The sequence below is a fragment of the Salicibibacter cibarius genome, from assembly GCF_016495725.1.
Taxonomy (GTDB): Bacteria; Bacillota; Bacilli; order Bacillales; family Marinococcaceae; genus Salicibibacter; species Salicibibacter cibarius.
Map to the genome: position 1 here is coordinate 2,644,573 of NZ_CP054705.1, position 18,050 is coordinate 2,662,622.

Genomic DNA, 18,050 nt, shown 5'->3' on the forward strand with positions numbered 1-18,050 from the left:
CCCCTAATAAGAAATATTTATACTTTTTCAGGTGTCTTGTTAACCTGCTTAATAAATGCTTTCATAATTGCTGGTAAATCCGGCCAAGCATGCCCTGATACAAGATTACCGTCGACATAATCCATTTCATTTATATACTCTGCTCCCATACTTTCCACTTCTGGTTTGCAAGCCTGATATGCTGTCATTTTACGGCCTTTCACAACATCAGCAATAGGAGTAAAAACAAGACTACCATGACACATTACTGCAATTGGCTTTTCGGTCTCGAAAAAATGCCTGACAATGTTTTGAAGTTCCTCATCCATACGAATGTGTTCGGGTGCTCTACCGCCGGGGATGATTAAAGCATCAAAGTCACTCACTACAATGTCCGAAAAGGCAAGAGTTGCGTCTATGCCATAACCTTTCTTTTCAGTATAGGTGTCCCAATCCTCAAAATCATGAATAACTGTCTGGAGCTTTTTAACTGAGTTGGCTGCAATGAAAGGCTCAAAACCTTCCTCTAAGCATCTAAAGTAAGGATAGTAAACTTCTAGGGATTCAACTGCGTCACCCGTCACAATAAGAACTTTTTTGGACATGAAGAACTCCTCCTTTGAATATAAGCGCTTACAATTCGTTTTGCTATGCGCTCTTCTTTATTTTATTGCAACATTTATGCCAATATCGAAATCCCTTTAAAATAGGAATTCGATAGATTTCTAGTATAGTTATTCAAAAATAAATGTCTCATTTTGCTTCATATTGTCTCACTTTGATACATCTATAATTCGAATTTCGTTTTCCAACGATACACTGTAGATCTACTCACACCCAATTGATTTGCCATTTTTGAAACATGACCATTATTTTGGTCGTATGCTTTGAGAAAAATATCTCTTTTTATATCTTCAACCTGTTCTTTATCTTCAAATGAATGGTTTTGTAAATCTTCATCAATAATATCAAGGACTTCATTATGGTCTATGACTGTAGAATCACTCATGATAAGACAGCGAGAAATAATATTTTCAAGTTCTCTGACATTACCCGGCCAGTCGTAGTCTTTTAATAAGGCCATAGCGCCAGGTGTAAAACTTTGTGAGGAGTCATTCCACTGTCCTTGAATGATCCAAGTTACTAATTCTTCGATATCCTCTGGTCTTTCGCGCAATGGAGGGATAGGGATTCTTAATATATTTAAGCGATAGTACAAGTCTTGACGAAATTCACCGTTTTCCATTGCAGATTTTAAATCTTTATTTGTAGCTGAAATGATACGAATATCTACGGGAATGGCATGATTACCGCCTAAACGAGTAACCATTTGTTCCTGAAGCACCCGTAAAAGGTTGATTTGCATATCCGGTGTCATTTCACCTATTTCATCAAGGAAGATAGTTCCTCCGTTTGCGACCTCAAATTTTCCTGGTTTCCCGTCTTTCCATCCACCTGTAAACGTCCCTCCTTCGTATCCGAAAAGTTCACTCTCTAATAGGGTACGCGGTAATGCAGCACAATTAACAACAATAAAGGGTTCATTATGACGATGACTTAGATTATGAATACTATGAGCTACGATCTCTTTTCCACTACCTGTTTCACCCAATAAAAGTACAGTAGCATCTGAGTGGGCTACTTTATCAATTTTGTTACGTAATTGTCCCATGACATCACTTATACCCTTAAGAGATTGTATTGATCTATAAGCTTTATCCCCTTCTACGCTACGTGCCAGACGATGAATTTGATTGACCTCACGGAAAGTTATTACAATTGTCGTGTAATTCGCTATATTTGAAACTGGTTTCACTTGTAATAAGCATGATTTTCCTGCAGGGGTAGCAATTGCTTGTTCATTTTGGAGAGTGGAAAACGTGCGAATAGCTTCTATAAGTTTTGAATTATCAAATATATCATTTAGCTTTTTTCCAGACAATGATTTCATTGTAGTTCCAATTATTGTAGCTGCTCTTTGATTTGTATTCACAATTTTAGCTGATTGGTTCACAACCAACACACCATCTTCAATCACATCAAGTAACGTGCTCAAAGTATGATTTATCTCATTACTCTCTGAAATCTTATGATTTAGGGCATATTGCCGTTCAATAGCTTTTGCTGCTGAAACTACCATCCCAAGTGTATGTTCATGAACAAGTTCAACCGGACCGGAGATGTTTAGAATTCCTCGCAGGATACCTTCCTCATCTTTGATAGGAGCTGCGGAACAAGTCATGCCATTCAACCGCTCCCAATAATGTTCTTTGCCTATTACTTGATTTGGTTGTTCTTCATGTACAACAAGCCCAATAGCGCTTGTCCCGGTAACATCTTCACTCCAAATACGACCAGATTGCAGCTTATATTTTTGAATGAAAAATTCAGTGGAAGGATCATTGAATACTTTAATCACAACACCTTCTTCAGTGGTTAAGAGAGTGAGGAATCCAGTATCGTAAACTATATCGTGTAAATCCTGAATAATTGGAGCAGCAACACTTAGTAGGCCTTCATGTGATTTTTTTAGTTTATCAAATTGCGGAGCGGTCATTCGTTTTTCCATTTCTTCTTGAAAACGATCTAAACCGGCTTTTTCACACCTATTCCATGAACGTTCAATAGTTTCCCTCATAATATTTACCCCCCTCGACTGAATGACCAGATCTTTTTTCCAATTATTGTGGGTCCATTATAACACACTCATTATTAGTCGTTGCCATCGGAAAAAAACAATCACTACAACCTCCCTCCATTTAATGATACAATGAAGTCGACATTGTCTCTTCTTACATAAAAACACCTTAACACCATAAAGGAGTGTCACGCATGCAACAACAGCAATTCGAACAAATGAAAAACGGAGATGGATTTATCGCGGCATTGGACCAGAGTGGCGGCAGCACGCCGAAGGCACTGGCCCTATATGGCATTTCGGAAGATGAATATAGCAACAAAGACGAGATGTTTGACTTGGTGCACGAGATGCGAAAACGAATCATCACCTCCCCTGCTTTTGATTCCGAGCATATCCTCGGCGCTATTCTGTTTGAGCAAACAATGGACCGCAAAATCGAAGGCCTGTACACAGGCGATTACTTGGCTGAAAAAAAAGGCGTTGTTCCTTTTCTGAAAGTGGATAAAGGCCTTGCCGAGGAGTCTAATGGCGTGCAAATGATGAAGCCGATCCACGACTTGGACGAAACATTGAAACGGGCGAATGAACGGAATATATTCGGAACCAAAATGCGCTCCGTGATCAAGGAAGCCAATCCGGAAGGCATTAAGGCTGTCGTTGACCAACAATTCGAGATTGGCAAACAGATTATTGAAGCGAGCCTCGTACCAATTATCGAACCGGAAGTCGATATTAACAGCCCGGAAAAAGAAAAATGCGAGGACATATTGAAGGCGGAGATTCGCGGCCATCTCGATCAACTCAGCCAAAACGATCTCGTGATGTTAAAACTGACGATCCCAACGGTTGCAAACACGTATAAAGAACTGATTGACCATCCGAATGTCGTGCGCGTTGTCGCCCTATCCGGCGGCTATCCGACAGACGAGGCAAATGAAAAACTGACAGAAAACGAGGGCCTCATCGCCAGTTTTTCCCGAGCGCTCACCCAAGATTTGAATGTTAACCAAACCGATGACGCATTTAATGACACGCTACAACAAGCGGTAGACTCCATTTATCGAGCTTCGATTACGTAATATCGCGCACATTCCCGGGGCCAAGTGTCCCCCGGGTTCTTTTTATAAAGTGAGTATCAAGAAATGATATGAAATACGCGAGAATCGGCATATGTAGATGGATGAATATGATGGCCCCCGAAGCATGGGTTCCTTCTTTATTTTGCGCCCCTTTTAAAATCCAGATACAATGGGCGCAGTTATGTAAAATAAGGAGTGAACCTTTTGATTCGGCAATTACACGTTGAAGATTTACCGCAATATAAAAAAATGAACACGGGGATCGAAGATGATTACATACTGGCAATATTTGATCATTTAGTAACCGGAAACCATCGGCTTTATGGGTTATTTATAGATGGCGAACTTGTAAGTACAGGCGGCTATACAATTTTTGCAAACCGCTACGCCATGCTTGGAAGGCTTCGGAGTGACCAATCCGTGCAGGGACAAAGCTTTTCCACAAAGCTAATGACCTATGTGATCGAGCAGGCTTGGGGGCACCCGGAAATCCAGTGGGTCGGCGCGAATACCCAAGAACATAATACACCTGCGCAACGTGTGCTTGAAAAGCTCGGTTTAACGCCACAAACCACATTATTTAATGCCACAACCGACAATATAACGTCACTGGAATCGGGCAGCGAACCTTGGCAGCCCATCCATGATTTAAAAAAGAAACGGGAGTGGTTAGAAAATACATATATTCAATCGGCTACCATTTTTCCTTTCGAATGCTACTATCCTTTTCCCGCGTCGCCAGCGTTATTTTCAGATGACCATTTACAAAGCTGGTCTTTTTATGAAAATAAAAGCCAAACTCGCTTCTTCATCGCAAAAACCGACCAGAAAAAATATCATTACTTGCACATCGTTTATCCATGGAACGATCTATGGTCCCAAAGCGGCTTATGGGAGACTGTTTCTGATGCTTATCACACATTGAAAAAACAAACGGGGGAAGACACCTACATATGGATCGATCTCACCAAAGAAGAAGTTAACCTTCTCCCGGACGATCATCCATTTGCGCTCCCCTCCCCTTGGATTCTGTACGGGATGGACCGGCGTGGCAACGTTTAACCTAGTGCAGAGGCCTTTGCAGGTGTGGCCTTTTATTTCAACTATGCTGCACTGGTCCACAGCCGTGGTTGATTATCGTTTGGCTGGATTTTTGTGCAAGAAAGCATTTTTGAAACGTTGCACTAGTGCAGCTTGTCGAAAATAAGCGGTCACACCGACGATCGGAAGACAGGATTAGAGCTTCAAACTGGGTCAGTGATCGATTGGATTAAACCGCCACAGCCCGAGTTAAGGTATCAAAGGCTATCGTCAATGACCGAATGGTTTCTTGCGAAGCAGGCTCCCCGGTGAAACGGTTCATGGCGACCGAACACGAGAACCAATCGCTCGTTCGGTCGCCATGAGGCAGCCATGCCGACCGAATATCTTTGATACAAGCCTTTTCGGTCACCATGAAGCGGCTATGACGCCCGAACGCTTTCGATTCAGGCCATTACGGTCGTCATAAAACGGTTATGGCGACCGAGCACGAGAACCGACCGCTTTTTCGGTCGCCATGATGCGGTAAATTGTCCGGTAGGGAGCCAGAAGCGTTGCCGACCGAACTTCTGCCAACTGTCTCCATGATTAGGTAATTAAGCCACCTTGCACTAGTCCGTGCTATGTTCCTAGATTTTATCAGCCAAACATGTCACTATATCAGCCATTCCTTTAATCGGGGAAAACAATTTTTAGCAGAAACAGCCCGCTTTATGTTTAATTGTTTATTAGCTTGATCACCCGCTTGTATCACCTTGCTGAAAAATTGACAATCAAAAAGAAGAACGAGCGATGCTCGTCCTCTACTTTTAAAAATGAAACCGACGTACGATTTCGTTTTTCATTGTTTTATTCGCAAATAATCCCATGCCGATGAATGTTAACAGGGCATATAGTGCGGTTACTGCACTTGGCCACAAGACGTAGGATAAAGCACTTAAAAACAAAAGGACAGGGATAAAACCGAGAAAGATCATCGTCATCATGTAGCCGAGGTACTCTCTCCATTTCATCGGTTTGCGCAGTATGATGATCGTAACCATCAATGTCGCCAAAATCACGAGGAAGGGAATCACATAATGGATGGACCAACGTGTACTTCCGCCTGCAACGTCGATCACGACGAGCATCGCCGACAGCGCGAGCACTTGAAAGATTATTTTTGATCCGACATGTGCTTTTGAAAGAATGGTGTGATTGATGAATAACAGGGCATATAAAACAGGACCTACGATGTAAAACACCCAAAGTTGGTCCGGTGTGGTGAGCAAATTAATGAGCAGACTTGAACTAATGATAAAAATCGCAATAAACAAGAACACTCTCTGTTTTAAGTTTCGGTACTTGGCATCCGATTGATAGGGCGGATACATATTCAATGAAGCGATTCGATCCGTTAGTTGGCGTTTACACAGCGGGCAATTCCGGTGGGCGGTCCACACGCCGCAATTTGAGCATCGATGCATATGGAATCACCCTCCATCATTGGCATACACTTCAATATCAATGCCTGATGCTTTTGTGAGTTCTCGGAAGAAGGAACGAATAACGTCGGCTTCTTCAATCGATCGTGCGAACGAAATGACAAATTGATCATTAATGGAACAAATGCCGCCGTTCACCGGACTTTTTTTCGTTGGGTACATGACCATTTCCATCCGTTCAATATGAGGCATCATCTGTTCCGGCAATTGAACGTTGCCTAAATTTGTAAGCGTCATCGTTTTCGTCCGTTCCCCATAGTTTTTATATCCATAGCGGATGGCGTAGTATTTTATAAAATTCGGCACAAAACGAGCTGCCAGCATCGTCTGTAATTTAACATGATGATTTAACCCATGTTGTAACGTTTCTTTCTCTGCTTTTTTTTGTAACTGCTTCGAGACTTCTTCTATGATGTCTTCAAGCGTTGTCTGTTCCTCAACCTGCATCCCTACATTCACGACAGCGAAAAAGTTCCGGAGTGATTTTGACGTAAACATTTTCCGTAAATTAACAGGAATCGCAATTTTAATTTCTTCTTTTCGTGAACGATAGAGCAATTTTTCATGATAAATCGCGGCTATCAATACTGAAGTAATGTAAGCGGTCATCGTTATGCCATGGGCTTTCGCAGCCGTTCTGATATCGCTTGATTTCATGACGCCATGAACGACCATCGTCTCATCGGTCGGTGTCCCTTTAACTTGAAACGCGTGCCCTTCGCGAGGATTCTTAACCGCATGATCGGATTTATAATTATAATAGCTGTCATCTAATTCATAAGTGCTCGGTTGATCCTCAATATCAAGAATCGAACCGTCATTTTCAAGCCGGGCATGTTGCTCGAGCAAATAATGATAGACGAGCGCTTTGAGAAACTCAAGGCCCCCGGTGCCATCAGTGACCGAATGAAAGAACTCAACCGCGATTCGTTTTTCATAATAGATCACACGGAATAAGAAACCATTCGTTTCAATCGGATCAATCGGCGCACACGGAAAATGATGTTCTTTTTGCACGAATAGCTTCTTGTCATTTTCTACGAGAAAATCCCAGAAAACGCCCTTCCCAAGCTTAACCGCAAACATCGGCAACCGCTTCATCACATCATCCAGCGCGCTTTGAAGCTTGTCTGCTTCAACCGGTGCTGTCATGATCATCGCAATTCGAAACACAGAAGAGTTCGCAGATTCGGATACCGCGTGAAAAATCTTTCCAGCATTGTCGATCTTGTACCATTGGTCCATGCGACAAACTCCTCTGACATGTTTATTGCTATCATAACATTTCCTGTCGGTGAAATGGGACATTGCCACAGTAAAAAATAAACAAAGCCATCGCGAGACCATTTGACATTTAACTGAAAGAAGGTTCAACAATGATTTGCATTGATTCTTAATAACGCTGTTGGATTTATCAGCCAGAAAACGCCGCTAGATCAGCCATTCCGTTAAAAACAACCAAAAAATTAAAACGGAGCGATCCACCGCACTACAAATTTTTGACAAAAAACAGCCCAAAACCCTAGGTATATAAGGTTTTGGGCTGTTCTCACTATAGTTGCAAATGCCAAACATCATGTCTTTTCCCCATCGCTATCTAACACCCTGCATAATGGTTGAACACACCAAATGGGCGAGGGTATATATCTAGCCGGGGATCATAACACGTAACCAATTCATCATCGGTTTCTTCAATCATTTCTTGACTCCATGGTGGTGTGGTCTCACCGGGATCGCTCGTTCCTTTGGGCATGCGGATACCGTATAACCGACGTGTTTCGCTGTCTACGATATCTGTCAATTGCATGCCGAGACTTAAACTTTCAAGAAGGCGTTGATGAACATTTTGTGAGATTAACGTTCTAGCTTCTTCATTTTGATGGTTCTGAAGCAACCAGAAATATTTTCCTTCCAACTCTGCTCTCTCCACAACTTCTCCTTGCTCGAAACACTCCATAGCCCCTGTGATGTAATTTAAAAATTGCACCGGATGTTCACTCGTAAAGTACAGCAATCGTTTAAATTCTCTTACGGCATACCTCGTCGCTTCCTGAGGAGCATAATCAGCATTTAAATAAGTTGAATCAGCGTATTTGGTCAAATACCGATGCTGGACAAATTCAGGAGGCACAGCATAAGGGTCTGTTTCTATCGGTATCGGTACATAAGGAGTGGTAACGGCTCCTGTGACGGCGAGCCACAATGTTTGCAATCGATCAGGCACGTGAGACCGGATGTGAGCCACTTGACCGTAACCGGCACGATCGTTTGACCAACGCGGGTCACGCACAAGAGCAAGCATGTCTTCGAGACTAACTGGCGTTAAGCCCATTACCTCTGCTTCTCTTTCCGGAGGAACACGCACAGAAACAAAATGATTTTCTTGCATACTCACCCCTTCCCCCTCGAAAGGTTCTCCATACACATCCTGCAAGTTTAAATAATCAGGATGATCTGTTTCAGGATTCCACCATCCTTGCTCTCTCGCAAACGAAACGATATTATCCGACCCCATATAGTTGTCATTATTTTCAAAATCAACAGGGAAATTATGAATATAACCGGGATACGACACACGCACTTCATCCGGCCCTAATCGCTCTGCTGCCCACAGTCCTTGGCCGCCCGCATACTCGATCACCACCCAGCCTTCCTGTTTATCCGCAAAGAGATGGGAGTTCCCTCCATAGGTGGAATATCCATAAGTGTTAATAAGTCCTCCAATAATCTCAACAGCTTCTCGGGCAGTTCTGGCACGTTCCATGGCGATACGGGCAAGATCACTGTAATTCGGTCCTTGCTGTGGTTCCGACGTCATTTCCACTAATTCAGGACGGGAATTAGACCAAATATCACGCCCGCCTACCCCATACTCGTTTAATCCTCCATTCGTTAAGGGAGGAGGAAACCCTTCGAATTCCGAATACGATGAACTAATAAATTTGTTTGTATAGGATGCTTGCGGAATGTCGGTCAGTCTGCCGGGAATGTTGGCTTCCTCCGTTACGCCGACCTGCGTTGTCGCCCCTTCCGGATGATGCTGACCCGGAACAATATCGATCCAATGACTGGAAGGTTCATGACCAAACCCGCCAAGTAATGTAGAACCGTCTTTTGTTAATTGATTTCCTACATAGAAACCAATGCTCATAAAAAACACCCCTCTGACAGCCATATCAATTTACGTTATGCCCATCAGCCGTTCATTATGTTTCCAAACTCAAAGAATAAAAGCCTGAAAAAGATAGCGGACAAATTACCCCGCTGGTTGGTTAATTAGGTCATGTCTTTTGTGTATAACATGTGACATTTTCAGCAATAAAATTCGACATTAGTTCCACTATTGCGTATAATACATACTTGTATATATTTTTCCGTTTCTTAATGAAAAATATTGGCAACTCGAAACGAGAGGAAATGATTAACATGCAAGTAAACATGTATATTAACGGGGAGTGGCAAATGCCGGAGAAGGATCGCCTTTCATCCCTCATCAACCCGGCAAACGGCACATCTATCGGTACGACTGCAATGGCAACGGCAAGGGATGCTGAAAACGCCATCGGCGCAGCCAACAACGCATACGATGAATGGTCGGCATTGCCCCCGGCGGAACGAGCGGCTTATTTATATCAAATCGCCGATCAAATCGAAAAACGAAAAGAAGAAATATCGAAATGGGAAACGAGAAATAATGGAAAGCCGCTTCGCGAAACCTTCGCAGATGTTGAAACCGCATGCGAATGTTTTCGCTATTATGCAGGGCTCATTTCTTCCACCGACGGCTATACATTCACGAGCGGAACGGAAATACAGGGACTCGTTACTTATGAACCCATCGGTGTATGTGGATTAATCATCCCCTGGAACCACCCTATTCTCATTACCGCTTGGAAAACGGCGCCGGCTTTAGCTGCAGGCAATACAATTGTCCTTAAACCTTCGGAATATACGCCGATCAGCGCGTACATACTGTATGAAATCTTCGATCAAGTTGGTTTGCCAAAAGGTGTTGCGAACCTCGTTCCCGGCGGTGGGGATGAAGTGGGTGCCACAATTACGAACAGTACAGCGATTGATAAGATATCCTTTACAGGCGGGACGGAGACCGGTAAAAGAATCATGGCTGCTGCGGCCAACAATATTACGAATGTCACCCTGGAATTGGGCGGAAAATCTCCGGTCATCGTTTTCGGGGATGCGGAGATCGAACATGCTGTTGACCATGCGTTATATGCCATTTATTTCGGCAGCGGGCAAGTATGCTCGGCAGGTTCAAGAATTCTGGTAGAAGAAAGTGCCTATGAGAAATTTGTCGATCATTTTGTCGCACGAGCGAAACAAATCCGCGTTGGCCCCGGAGAAAACGAGCAGACAGAGATGGGTCCGCTGTACACGGAAGCCCATATGAACAACGTGCTCGCAGATATTAAACGCGGAGAGGAAGAAGGGGCTACGTTGCAATGTGGCGGATACCGGATGCACGGCGAAGATTTAGTTCATGGTTTTTTTGTTGCCCCTACCGTCTTTACTGATGTAAATGAAGACATGTCGATTGTGCAAGAAGAAATTTTCGGTCCCGTCGTTGTCATCCAGACATTCACGCACGAAAGTGAAGCGATCACCCTTGCAAATAAGACAAAATATGGGCTGGCAGCAGCTGTGTTCACCGGCGACAGTGCAACGGGAATGCGAGTCATCCGCGGAGTGAAAGCCGGTTTAACAGGGATTAACACTTACGGCATGGGGGATGTAAAAGCACCTTGGGGCGGTCCTAAAATGAGCGGGATTGGCCGAAGCCTAGGACCGGACGGTTTAAAGGAATTTCAAGAGGCAAAACAAATTAACGTAGCTCTTCACAACGAAAAACTCGGATGGTTTGCAAATTAAGGAGAGACTTCTTAATGAATTTTGAATTCATGTTTCCAACAAAGGTCGTCATGGAAAAGGGAATTCGGAAGCGGATTTCACAGTACATTGCAGACTTACAGATAGAAAAACCCCTGATTATCAGTGATCATGGCATTAGCGAAGCCGGTATGCTCCATGATGTAATCGAAGATCTCTGGAAAAATCATATTCGGACGTCTATCTATCTAGACGTAAAGCCTAATCCAAAGGATAACGATTGCCATCACTGTGCTCACGAGATCGATGGCAAAGGCATTGACGGCATTATAGCGCTTGGAGGCGGGAGTGTCATCGATACTGCAAAAACAGTCAGCATTCTCGCAACGAATGGGGGAACGATCAAAGATTATGAAGGCGTAAATGTTGCTGAAAAAGCCCCTTTGCCGCTCGTCTGTATCCCTACAACCGCAGGAACCGGAAGCGAGGTCACCTCTTGGGCAGTTGTTACGGACACAAAGCAGCAATATAAAATGGCCATTGGAGATGAAAGAATGATCCCGAAGCTCGCTCTCCTTGATGCTGAGCTATTAGATTCGTTACCTCCTGCGATTGCCGCAAGCACAGGTTTGGATGCCCTCACCCATGCCATTGAGGCTTATACATGCAAAGCAGCCAATCCCATATCTGACGCTTTAGCCTTATATGCGATTACGTTAATAAGTGACCACTTGTCCGATTCTATCGTTCTAGAAAACATTGAACACAAAGAACAAATGCTAGTGGCAAGTCTCGTAGCAGGGGCAGCATTTGGCAACGCGGATACCGCCGCTGTCCACTGTCTATCTGAAGCCATAGGCGGGCGTTATGATACTCCCCATGGAGAAGCAAACGCCATGTTTCTGCCATTCGTCTTTGACTATAACAAAACCGCAGACATTAAAAGACATGCAGATGTTGCGCGGGCGATGGGAGTTTGCATTCATAAATCAGATGAAGAGGCTGCCAACAGATGTGTAGCCAAGCTGTTTCAATGGAATGATGCGTTGAACATCCCTCGTTTCCACGAAGTTCCACAAGTCAACGAAGCAAACTTTGCTGATTTGGCGACGCGTGCCTCCCAAAACTATTCGAATGAGGATAACATACGAAGCATGGAGCCGGAAGATTACCTCTTCATCTTGCAAACAGCATTTTATGATCACCGCTAATGGAGGTGTTTAGTATGAAAAATAAACAAGAGTTGTATAAAGCAATCGCAGAAAAAACGGAACAAATGGATGATCCGGATTTTATATCCGGTCCATCATTAAATAAAAAGGATGCCATTGCCATTGCGGTCATCGCCTTGATAAGTGTGATCAGTTTAGTATGGGGCATTTTAATATAGGGGGAATTATCGTTGTATGAGTAAACAAGCGAAAAAAAGAGCAATCGATAGTGAAGTCTATTACGGGACAGTGCCGTTAGGGAAAGAAGATAAAATATACGGATTCTGGGATATCTTTTTAATTACAGGCGGATGGGCAATTGCCACATGGGCGTATGTCCAAGGTGGACAAATTGCAACCATGATTGGTTTAGAAGAAGCGGTGACGAACACGTTCTTTGGCATGACGCTGGCAGGACTGTTTCTTTGTCTCTGTGTCCTGATTACAACGCGATATGGCATTGACATTTGGATGTATCAAAAGGCATTGTTTGGCTACTTTGGCCTCGTCATCTTTGCGGTCATTATTCTTGCAAGCCAACTAGGCTATGATGTGATCAACGCCGAAGTGTATGCCAGTTCGATGATGAAAGTGTTCGCCGAATTTGGGATTACGATTCCTGAATACTTAACGCCATATATCGCTACGACTTGTGTCATATTCGGTGCATGGATTGCCCTTCGCGGCCCTATCGCAGTACGAACAGCTACGCGCATTATGGTTCCTTGTCTTATGGCGCTCGGTGTGTTTATTATCATCACCGTGTTTCGTAACTTTTCACTTCAAGAATTGTTGAATGTTGAGCCTTTATACGAAGCTGAATATGGCAGTGGCCTCGCGAATTACATGGTCGTATTAGAATGGAACATTGCTTTTATATTTGCTTGGTTTGCCTCCATCGGTGTATTATCCAGGCTTGTCAAAACAGAGCGCTCCGCATACTGGGGGCACGTTGGCGGTTTCTCCATTGTGATGGCCACCTTTACGGTCATTGGTGTATTAACAGCGCTGGCTATGCTGCTTGCTACCGGTGTAGAGAGCGTTGATCCAACGGATTGGCTGCTTGAACTTGGCGGTCCCGTGTTAGGTTTGTTGGCGATCCTATTTGTTGCCGTTGCCAACGTAACGACAGTGGCTGTATCGCTGTATGGGATATCGATCAGTACGAAAGTATTAAAACCCGAGTTAAGTTTCAGCAAAGTTGTCATCTTTTGGTCAGCATGGGTTGTAATCCTGCTATTCTGGGGCGGCATCTGGGAGTATTATAGCGTTTTTCTCGCACTCGTCGGTGCTACATCAGGATCAGTGGTTGCTTTAATCGTTGTCGACTTTTTTATCGTTCGCAGACAGAAAATATCCATGAAAGACTTGTACCGAATTGGCGGAAGAAACGCCTACCGCTATACAGGCGGTTTCAACCTCATGGCGATTCTCTCGTTTATTGCGGGGGTTATCGGTTACCTGTGGGTGTATGAACCGATTGAAGCCGTGCCGCGAAACGATATCTTTTTATATACGACGGCAACGGGATTTTCCATGATTATCAGTGGTCTCACTTACTTATTGCTCAGCATGATTAAACCTTTCAATGATTACTTAAGAAAAGACAAGAAAAGGGGGGAATAACACTCATCCGATCAACTTCAAAGACAGCGAAGGAGAGAAACGATGGGGAATGGAGTAGAATTACAACGCAAACTAGGTTTTTTCAGTGTTTTCGTCATCGGATTGTCCTTATTAACACCCGCCACAGTCTTTACGATATTCGGAATCGCGTCTCAAAATACGAATGGCCACGTCCCTGCCGTGTATTTGTTTTCAGTGATTGCGATATTGTTCACAGTTTTAAGTTATACGCATATGGTCAAGGTGTTCCCGCGTTCAGGTTCCGCCTATACGTATGTTCAGCAAACCTTTCACCCAAATTTAGGATTTCTTGTTGGTTGGGGAGCGCTCCTTGATTATCTATTTTTGCCAATGGTGTATGTATTAAGTGTTGCGATCTATATGGTGCCTTTGTACCCCAATGTCCCTGAATGGGTATGGATTGTTGGCACACTGGCTATCATTACGCTCAGCAATATATTCAGCGTGAAGGTTGCCGTATCTTTCAGTACACTCTTAATTGCTTTGCAAGTGCTCATCGCTGGTATATTTATCGCATTGCTCATCAATTTCTATTTGGTAAACGAAGGGGCAGCAACACTTTTCTCGTTAGCGCCTTTCTATACTGAGGAGTTCACACTGACAAATGTGTTTGCAGGGTCGGTCATTCTAGCCTATACTTTTGTCGGCTTTGATGCCATCAGCACATTAGCTGAAGAAACGATTGAACCAAAGAAAAATATACCGCGGGCAATGATTGCTCTTGTTCTCTTTCTCGGTGTGCTGTATACGACCATTACGTATTTCATGCAACGTGCCTTTCCCGATGTGACTGTCTTTGCCACACCAGATTCAGCAGTTGTGGAAATTGCCATTCAAGTCGGGGGAATGTTCTTTAACGCTGTGTTCACGGGCATCGTAATTGCTGCAACATTCGTTGGTGGGATCGCAGCACAGTTGGGGACATCGCGTCTATTGTACGCAATGGGAAGAGATAACGTATTTCCGAAGAAAATCTTTGGTTATTTGCATCCAAAAAGTCACATCCCGATCTTTAACATTTTGGCAACAGGCGTTGCCAGCCTTCCGGCAATCTTCATAACGCTGGATACGGCCTCTTCGGTCATCAGTTTTGGTGCTTTCACAGCGTTCACAGCCGTAAATCTTTGCGTGATTTACTACTTTCTCGTAAAGCGTAAGCGAAAAGATGGCAAAGCGTTGATTTTGTTTGGCCTCTTTCCCAGTATTGGGATTGCCTTTCTTGCGGTCATGTGGTATAACATTGAACCGCTTGCCCTTACGCTCGGCATTGCCTGGAATTTACTTGGCGTCTGTTTCCTCATTTATATCACTCGTGGCTTCAAGAAAACTGCGCCATCACTTGATTTTAATCCTGAAGAAACGACGAAGAAGGTGAAAAAATATGACGACAGCGTTCATTTGGGATGAGTGTTTCGGCCATGCGCACGATATTGGTTACCAATCATTTACGTTTACCGAGACGTCAATCCCTTCAGATGTTGAGTTTGAAAACCCCAGGCGTCTTCAGCTTGCCTATGACATTTTCCGTCACACGAAACTATTGAATAAAATGTCTCAGTACCAGGTGCTTAAGGCTGAAATGGCAGATTTACTGCGCGTCCATTCGGAAGAAATGATTAACAAAGTCATTCGGGCGAGCAGACAAAACGATATCATAGAAGTTGGCGAATCGGCGTTGGCGGGGCCAGGATCTTTTGAATCCGCCCAACATTCGGCCGGCGGTGCAATGAAAGCTGTTGAAGTACTGTTTACAGAGGCTGACATCGAACAATCCTATGCATTCATTCGGCCTCCCGGACATCACGCCGGTAAAGATCAATCCATGGGCTTTTGTCTCTTTAACAATGTCGCGGTAGCTGCAGAATACAGCAGAAAACAATACGGAACTGAAAAAATTTTGATTATCGATTGGGATGTGCATCACGGCAATGGCACACAAGAGATCTATTATGAAGATCCAAACACGTGCTTCATTTCCATCCATCAAGAACACAACTATCCCACTACGGGAGGAGATACCTCGGAAACGGGTGCAGGCCATGGCAAAGGCTATAATGTCAACATCCCATTGCCACCGGGTTGTAATGATCGAGCGTATTGCACGGTATTGGAAGAAATCGTAAGCCCGATTGCCCGATCTTTTCAACCTGAGCTGATCTTGCTATCAGCAGGGCAAGACGCAAATCTCTACGATCCTCTAGGGAGAATGATGGTGACAAGAGCCGGTTATCGCAAGATGGCGCAATGGTTACAGCAACTGGCATCAAACGTATGCAATAACAAACTTGCCGTCATCCAGGAAGGTGGATATAGCCTGCCTTATGCTCCTATTGCAACACTTGGTTTAGCAGAGGGATTGCTCAATTATACGAGTCCGATCACATTTGCGATTGAAGAAGGAAAACCGTCTAATCATTTTTCACCACCCATTGATGGCATCATACAAAATGTCCAAGCCATGTTCCCCCATCTATTTGGACTTCGATAGGGGCAATGGTACAATGAAGCTATCCGTCAACCTGGAAATGATTCGAAAAACAACTGAACAACATATTAGCAACGTTTCCGCTTTTTTAGCGGAGCACGCACATTACTACGGAGGAGCGAGAGTATATGGCAAAGGAATACAGTTTACAACAATTAAAAAACATGGACAAAGACATGATCTTACATCCCCAGTCCACACCAAAAGAGGTCTCCACAAACGGACCAAGCATGATCTTTTCTAAAGGGGAAGGCATTCGTTTCACTGATATGGAAGGCAATACTTATATTGATGGCGTTTCTATGCTGTGGAACGTGAACCTTGGCCACGGCAACAAAGAATTAGCGCAAGCTTCTTATGACCAGATGACAGAGATGGCTTATGGTTCCCAGTTCTACGGCAATAGCAACGAGCCTGCCATCCGCCTTGCCGAAAAAATCGTCGATAAAGCCCCGGGAGATTTGAATTCGGTCTTCTATACATCGGGCGGATCGGAATCAAACGATTCAGCCTTTAAATTCGCTCGTTTTTACTGGCAACTCAAGGGTTATGAAAATAAGAAAATCATTATTTCCTTGAAATGGGGATATCACGGAGTGACAATCTCTACACAGCGGGCCACCGGCATTAAAGAATTCCGTGCCTTCTCAGGCTCATCAGATCCTTACATCTATAATGCCGCCCCGCATTTAACAGCCGCTGAACAAGGAGATCGTTCACACCCGGATTACGAAAACAGTATTCGCGGTTTGATTGAAAAACATGGCAGTAACAATGTAGCCGCGGTCATCATTGAACCCATTCAGGGTGCCGGTGGCGTGCACATCGCTCCCGACGGCTACCTTGAAGCAGTCAAAACGCTTTGTGAAGACAATAAAGTACTATTTATTTCCGACGAAGTCATTTGTGGATTCGGCCGTACCGGAAAGCACTTTGGTGTAAATCATTGGGATATCGTTCCAGATATGATCACATTTGCCAAAGGTGTCACGAGCGGTTATTTCCCGCTAGGCGGCGTCATTCTCAGCGACGAAATAAAGAAAACCATCGATACGTATGACCAAGATATTCCCCACGGCTTCACTTACAGTGGACATCCAACAGCGTGTGCCGTGGGGCTGAAGAATCTTGAAATCATCGATAGAGATGATCTAACTGCACATGCGGCTGAAATGGGCGTACGTTTGCAGCAAGGATTCGACAACCTCGAAAAAAAACATTCGACATTCACGCATTCCCGTACCGTTGGCTTGCTCGGCGCCTTTGAACTTATGCGCGATCGACAAAATGAGGTGCCATTCAAAAACCATGAAAACGAAAGCATCGCAGGCGATTTCGTAAATGAAGGCAGCAAACGCGGCCTACTCATCCGCTCCTTTGATTACGAGGAAGGCATGAATATCCTCGCAGTCGCACCGCCGATCACCATAACGAAAGAAGAACTAGACGAAGTGCTCACCATATTAGATGACACACTTTCGTTTATAGAAGAGAAATGGCTTGCCCTTTAAACCATTTGTTCGCTGGGGATTACTCAGCGAACGTTTTTTATTTACAGCCACAGGGAAGAATAAGTGATTTCAGAATTTTATCACATATAAATACCTCCTCTCTTTTTATTATATACTTCATCAA

At 44.0% G+C, this 18,050-nt stretch carries 14 protein-coding genes; 9 read left to right on the top strand and 5 right to left on the bottom strand.

Annotated features, from left to right (window positions below; genetic code table 11):
* Positions 1-17: 17 nt before the first annotated feature.
* The gene (locus HUG15_RS13565) at positions 18-584 is read right to left on the bottom strand and encodes a DJ-1/PfpI family protein (RefSeq protein ID WP_200123619.1); all 567 of its coding nucleotides are present in this window, start codon (positions 582-584) and stop codon (positions 18-20) included.
* Positions 585-766: 182 nt separating this feature from the next.
* Positions 767-2,617: a sigma-54-dependent Fis family transcriptional regulator gene (locus HUG15_RS13570; protein WP_200123620.1), complete on the bottom strand. Its 1,851-nt coding sequence runs from the start codon at positions 2,615-2,617 to the stop codon at positions 767-769.
* Positions 2,618-2,811: 194 nt separating this feature from the next.
* Between HUG15_RS13570 and HUG15_RS13575 the strand changes: the two genes are divergently transcribed.
* Together HUG15_RS13575 and HUG15_RS13580 are read left to right on the top strand one after the other, a co-directional pair.
* The gene (locus HUG15_RS13575) at positions 2,812-3,699 is read left to right on the top strand and encodes a fructose bisphosphate aldolase (protein ID WP_200123621.1); all 888 of its coding nucleotides are present in this window, start codon (positions 2,812-2,814) and stop codon (positions 3,697-3,699) included.
* A gap of 195 nt (positions 3,700-3,894) precedes the next feature.
* A complete protein-coding gene (locus tag HUG15_RS13580) occupies positions 3,895-4,761 on the top strand; it encodes a GNAT family N-acetyltransferase (RefSeq protein WP_200123622.1) in 867 nt (288 codons plus the stop codon).
* Between the two features lie 788 nt (positions 4,762-5,549).
* Here HUG15_RS13580 and HUG15_RS13590 read toward each other — a convergent pair.
* The 3 genes from HUG15_RS13590 to HUG15_RS13600 form a co-directional block, all read right to left on the bottom strand.
* A complete protein-coding gene (locus HUG15_RS13590) occupies positions 5,550-6,206 on the bottom strand; it encodes a DUF6320 domain-containing protein (protein ID WP_200123624.1) in 657 nt (218 codons plus the stop codon).
* Between the two features lie 6 nt (positions 6,207-6,212).
* Positions 6,213-7,469, bottom strand: a complete 1,257-nt coding sequence (locus HUG15_RS13595) for a condensation domain-containing protein (RefSeq protein ID WP_200123625.1) — start codon at positions 7,467-7,469, stop codon at positions 6,213-6,215.
* Positions 7,470-7,821: 352 nt separating this feature from the next.
* Positions 7,822-9,375 carry a C69 family dipeptidase gene (locus tag HUG15_RS13600; protein WP_211202224.1) on the bottom strand — a complete coding sequence of 518 codons (1,554 nt, stop codon included), beginning with the start codon at positions 9,373-9,375 and terminating at the stop codon, positions 7,822-7,824.
* Positions 9,376-9,650: 275 nt separating this feature from the next.
* Between HUG15_RS13600 and HUG15_RS13605 the strand changes: the two genes are divergently transcribed.
* From HUG15_RS13605 to HUG15_RS13635, 7 genes are all read left to right on the top strand, one after another.
* On the top strand, positions 9,651-11,114 hold the full coding sequence (locus tag HUG15_RS13605) for an aldehyde dehydrogenase family protein (RefSeq protein WP_425504008.1): 1,464 nt from the start codon (positions 9,651-9,653) through the stop codon (positions 11,112-11,114).
* 14 nt (positions 11,115-11,128) lie between these two features.
* Complete coding sequence (locus HUG15_RS13610; protein ID WP_200123627.1) at positions 11,129-12,283, top strand: iron-containing alcohol dehydrogenase; 1,155 nt, start codon at positions 11,129-11,131, stop codon at positions 12,281-12,283.
* A gap of 14 nt (positions 12,284-12,297) precedes the next feature.
* Positions 12,298-12,462 carry a hypothetical protein gene (locus HUG15_RS13615; protein WP_200123628.1) on the top strand — a complete coding sequence of 55 codons (165 nt, stop codon included), beginning with the start codon at positions 12,298-12,300 and terminating at the stop codon, positions 12,460-12,462.
* Positions 12,463-12,478: 16 nt separating this feature from the next.
* Positions 12,479-13,909: a cytosine permease gene (locus HUG15_RS13620; protein ID WP_200123629.1), complete on the top strand. Its 1,431-nt coding sequence runs from the start codon at positions 12,479-12,481 to the stop codon at positions 13,907-13,909.
* Between the two features lie 42 nt (positions 13,910-13,951).
* Positions 13,952-15,337 carry an APC family permease gene (locus tag HUG15_RS13625; RefSeq protein WP_200123630.1) on the top strand — a complete coding sequence of 462 codons (1,386 nt, stop codon included), beginning with the start codon at positions 13,952-13,954 and terminating at the stop codon, positions 15,335-15,337.
* Positions 15,312-16,418: an arginase family protein gene (locus HUG15_RS13630; protein ID WP_200123631.1), complete on the top strand. Its 1,107-nt coding sequence runs from the start codon at positions 15,312-15,314 to the stop codon at positions 16,416-16,418. Before HUG15_RS13625 ends, HUG15_RS13630 begins: the two co-directional genes overlap by 26 nt.
* Before the next feature lie 125 nt (positions 16,419-16,543).
* Complete coding sequence (locus HUG15_RS13635) at positions 16,544-17,926, top strand: aminotransferase family protein (RefSeq protein ID WP_200123632.1); 1,383 nt, start codon at positions 16,544-16,546, stop codon at positions 17,924-17,926.
* The last annotated feature ends 124 nt before the right edge of the window (positions 17,927-18,050 follow it).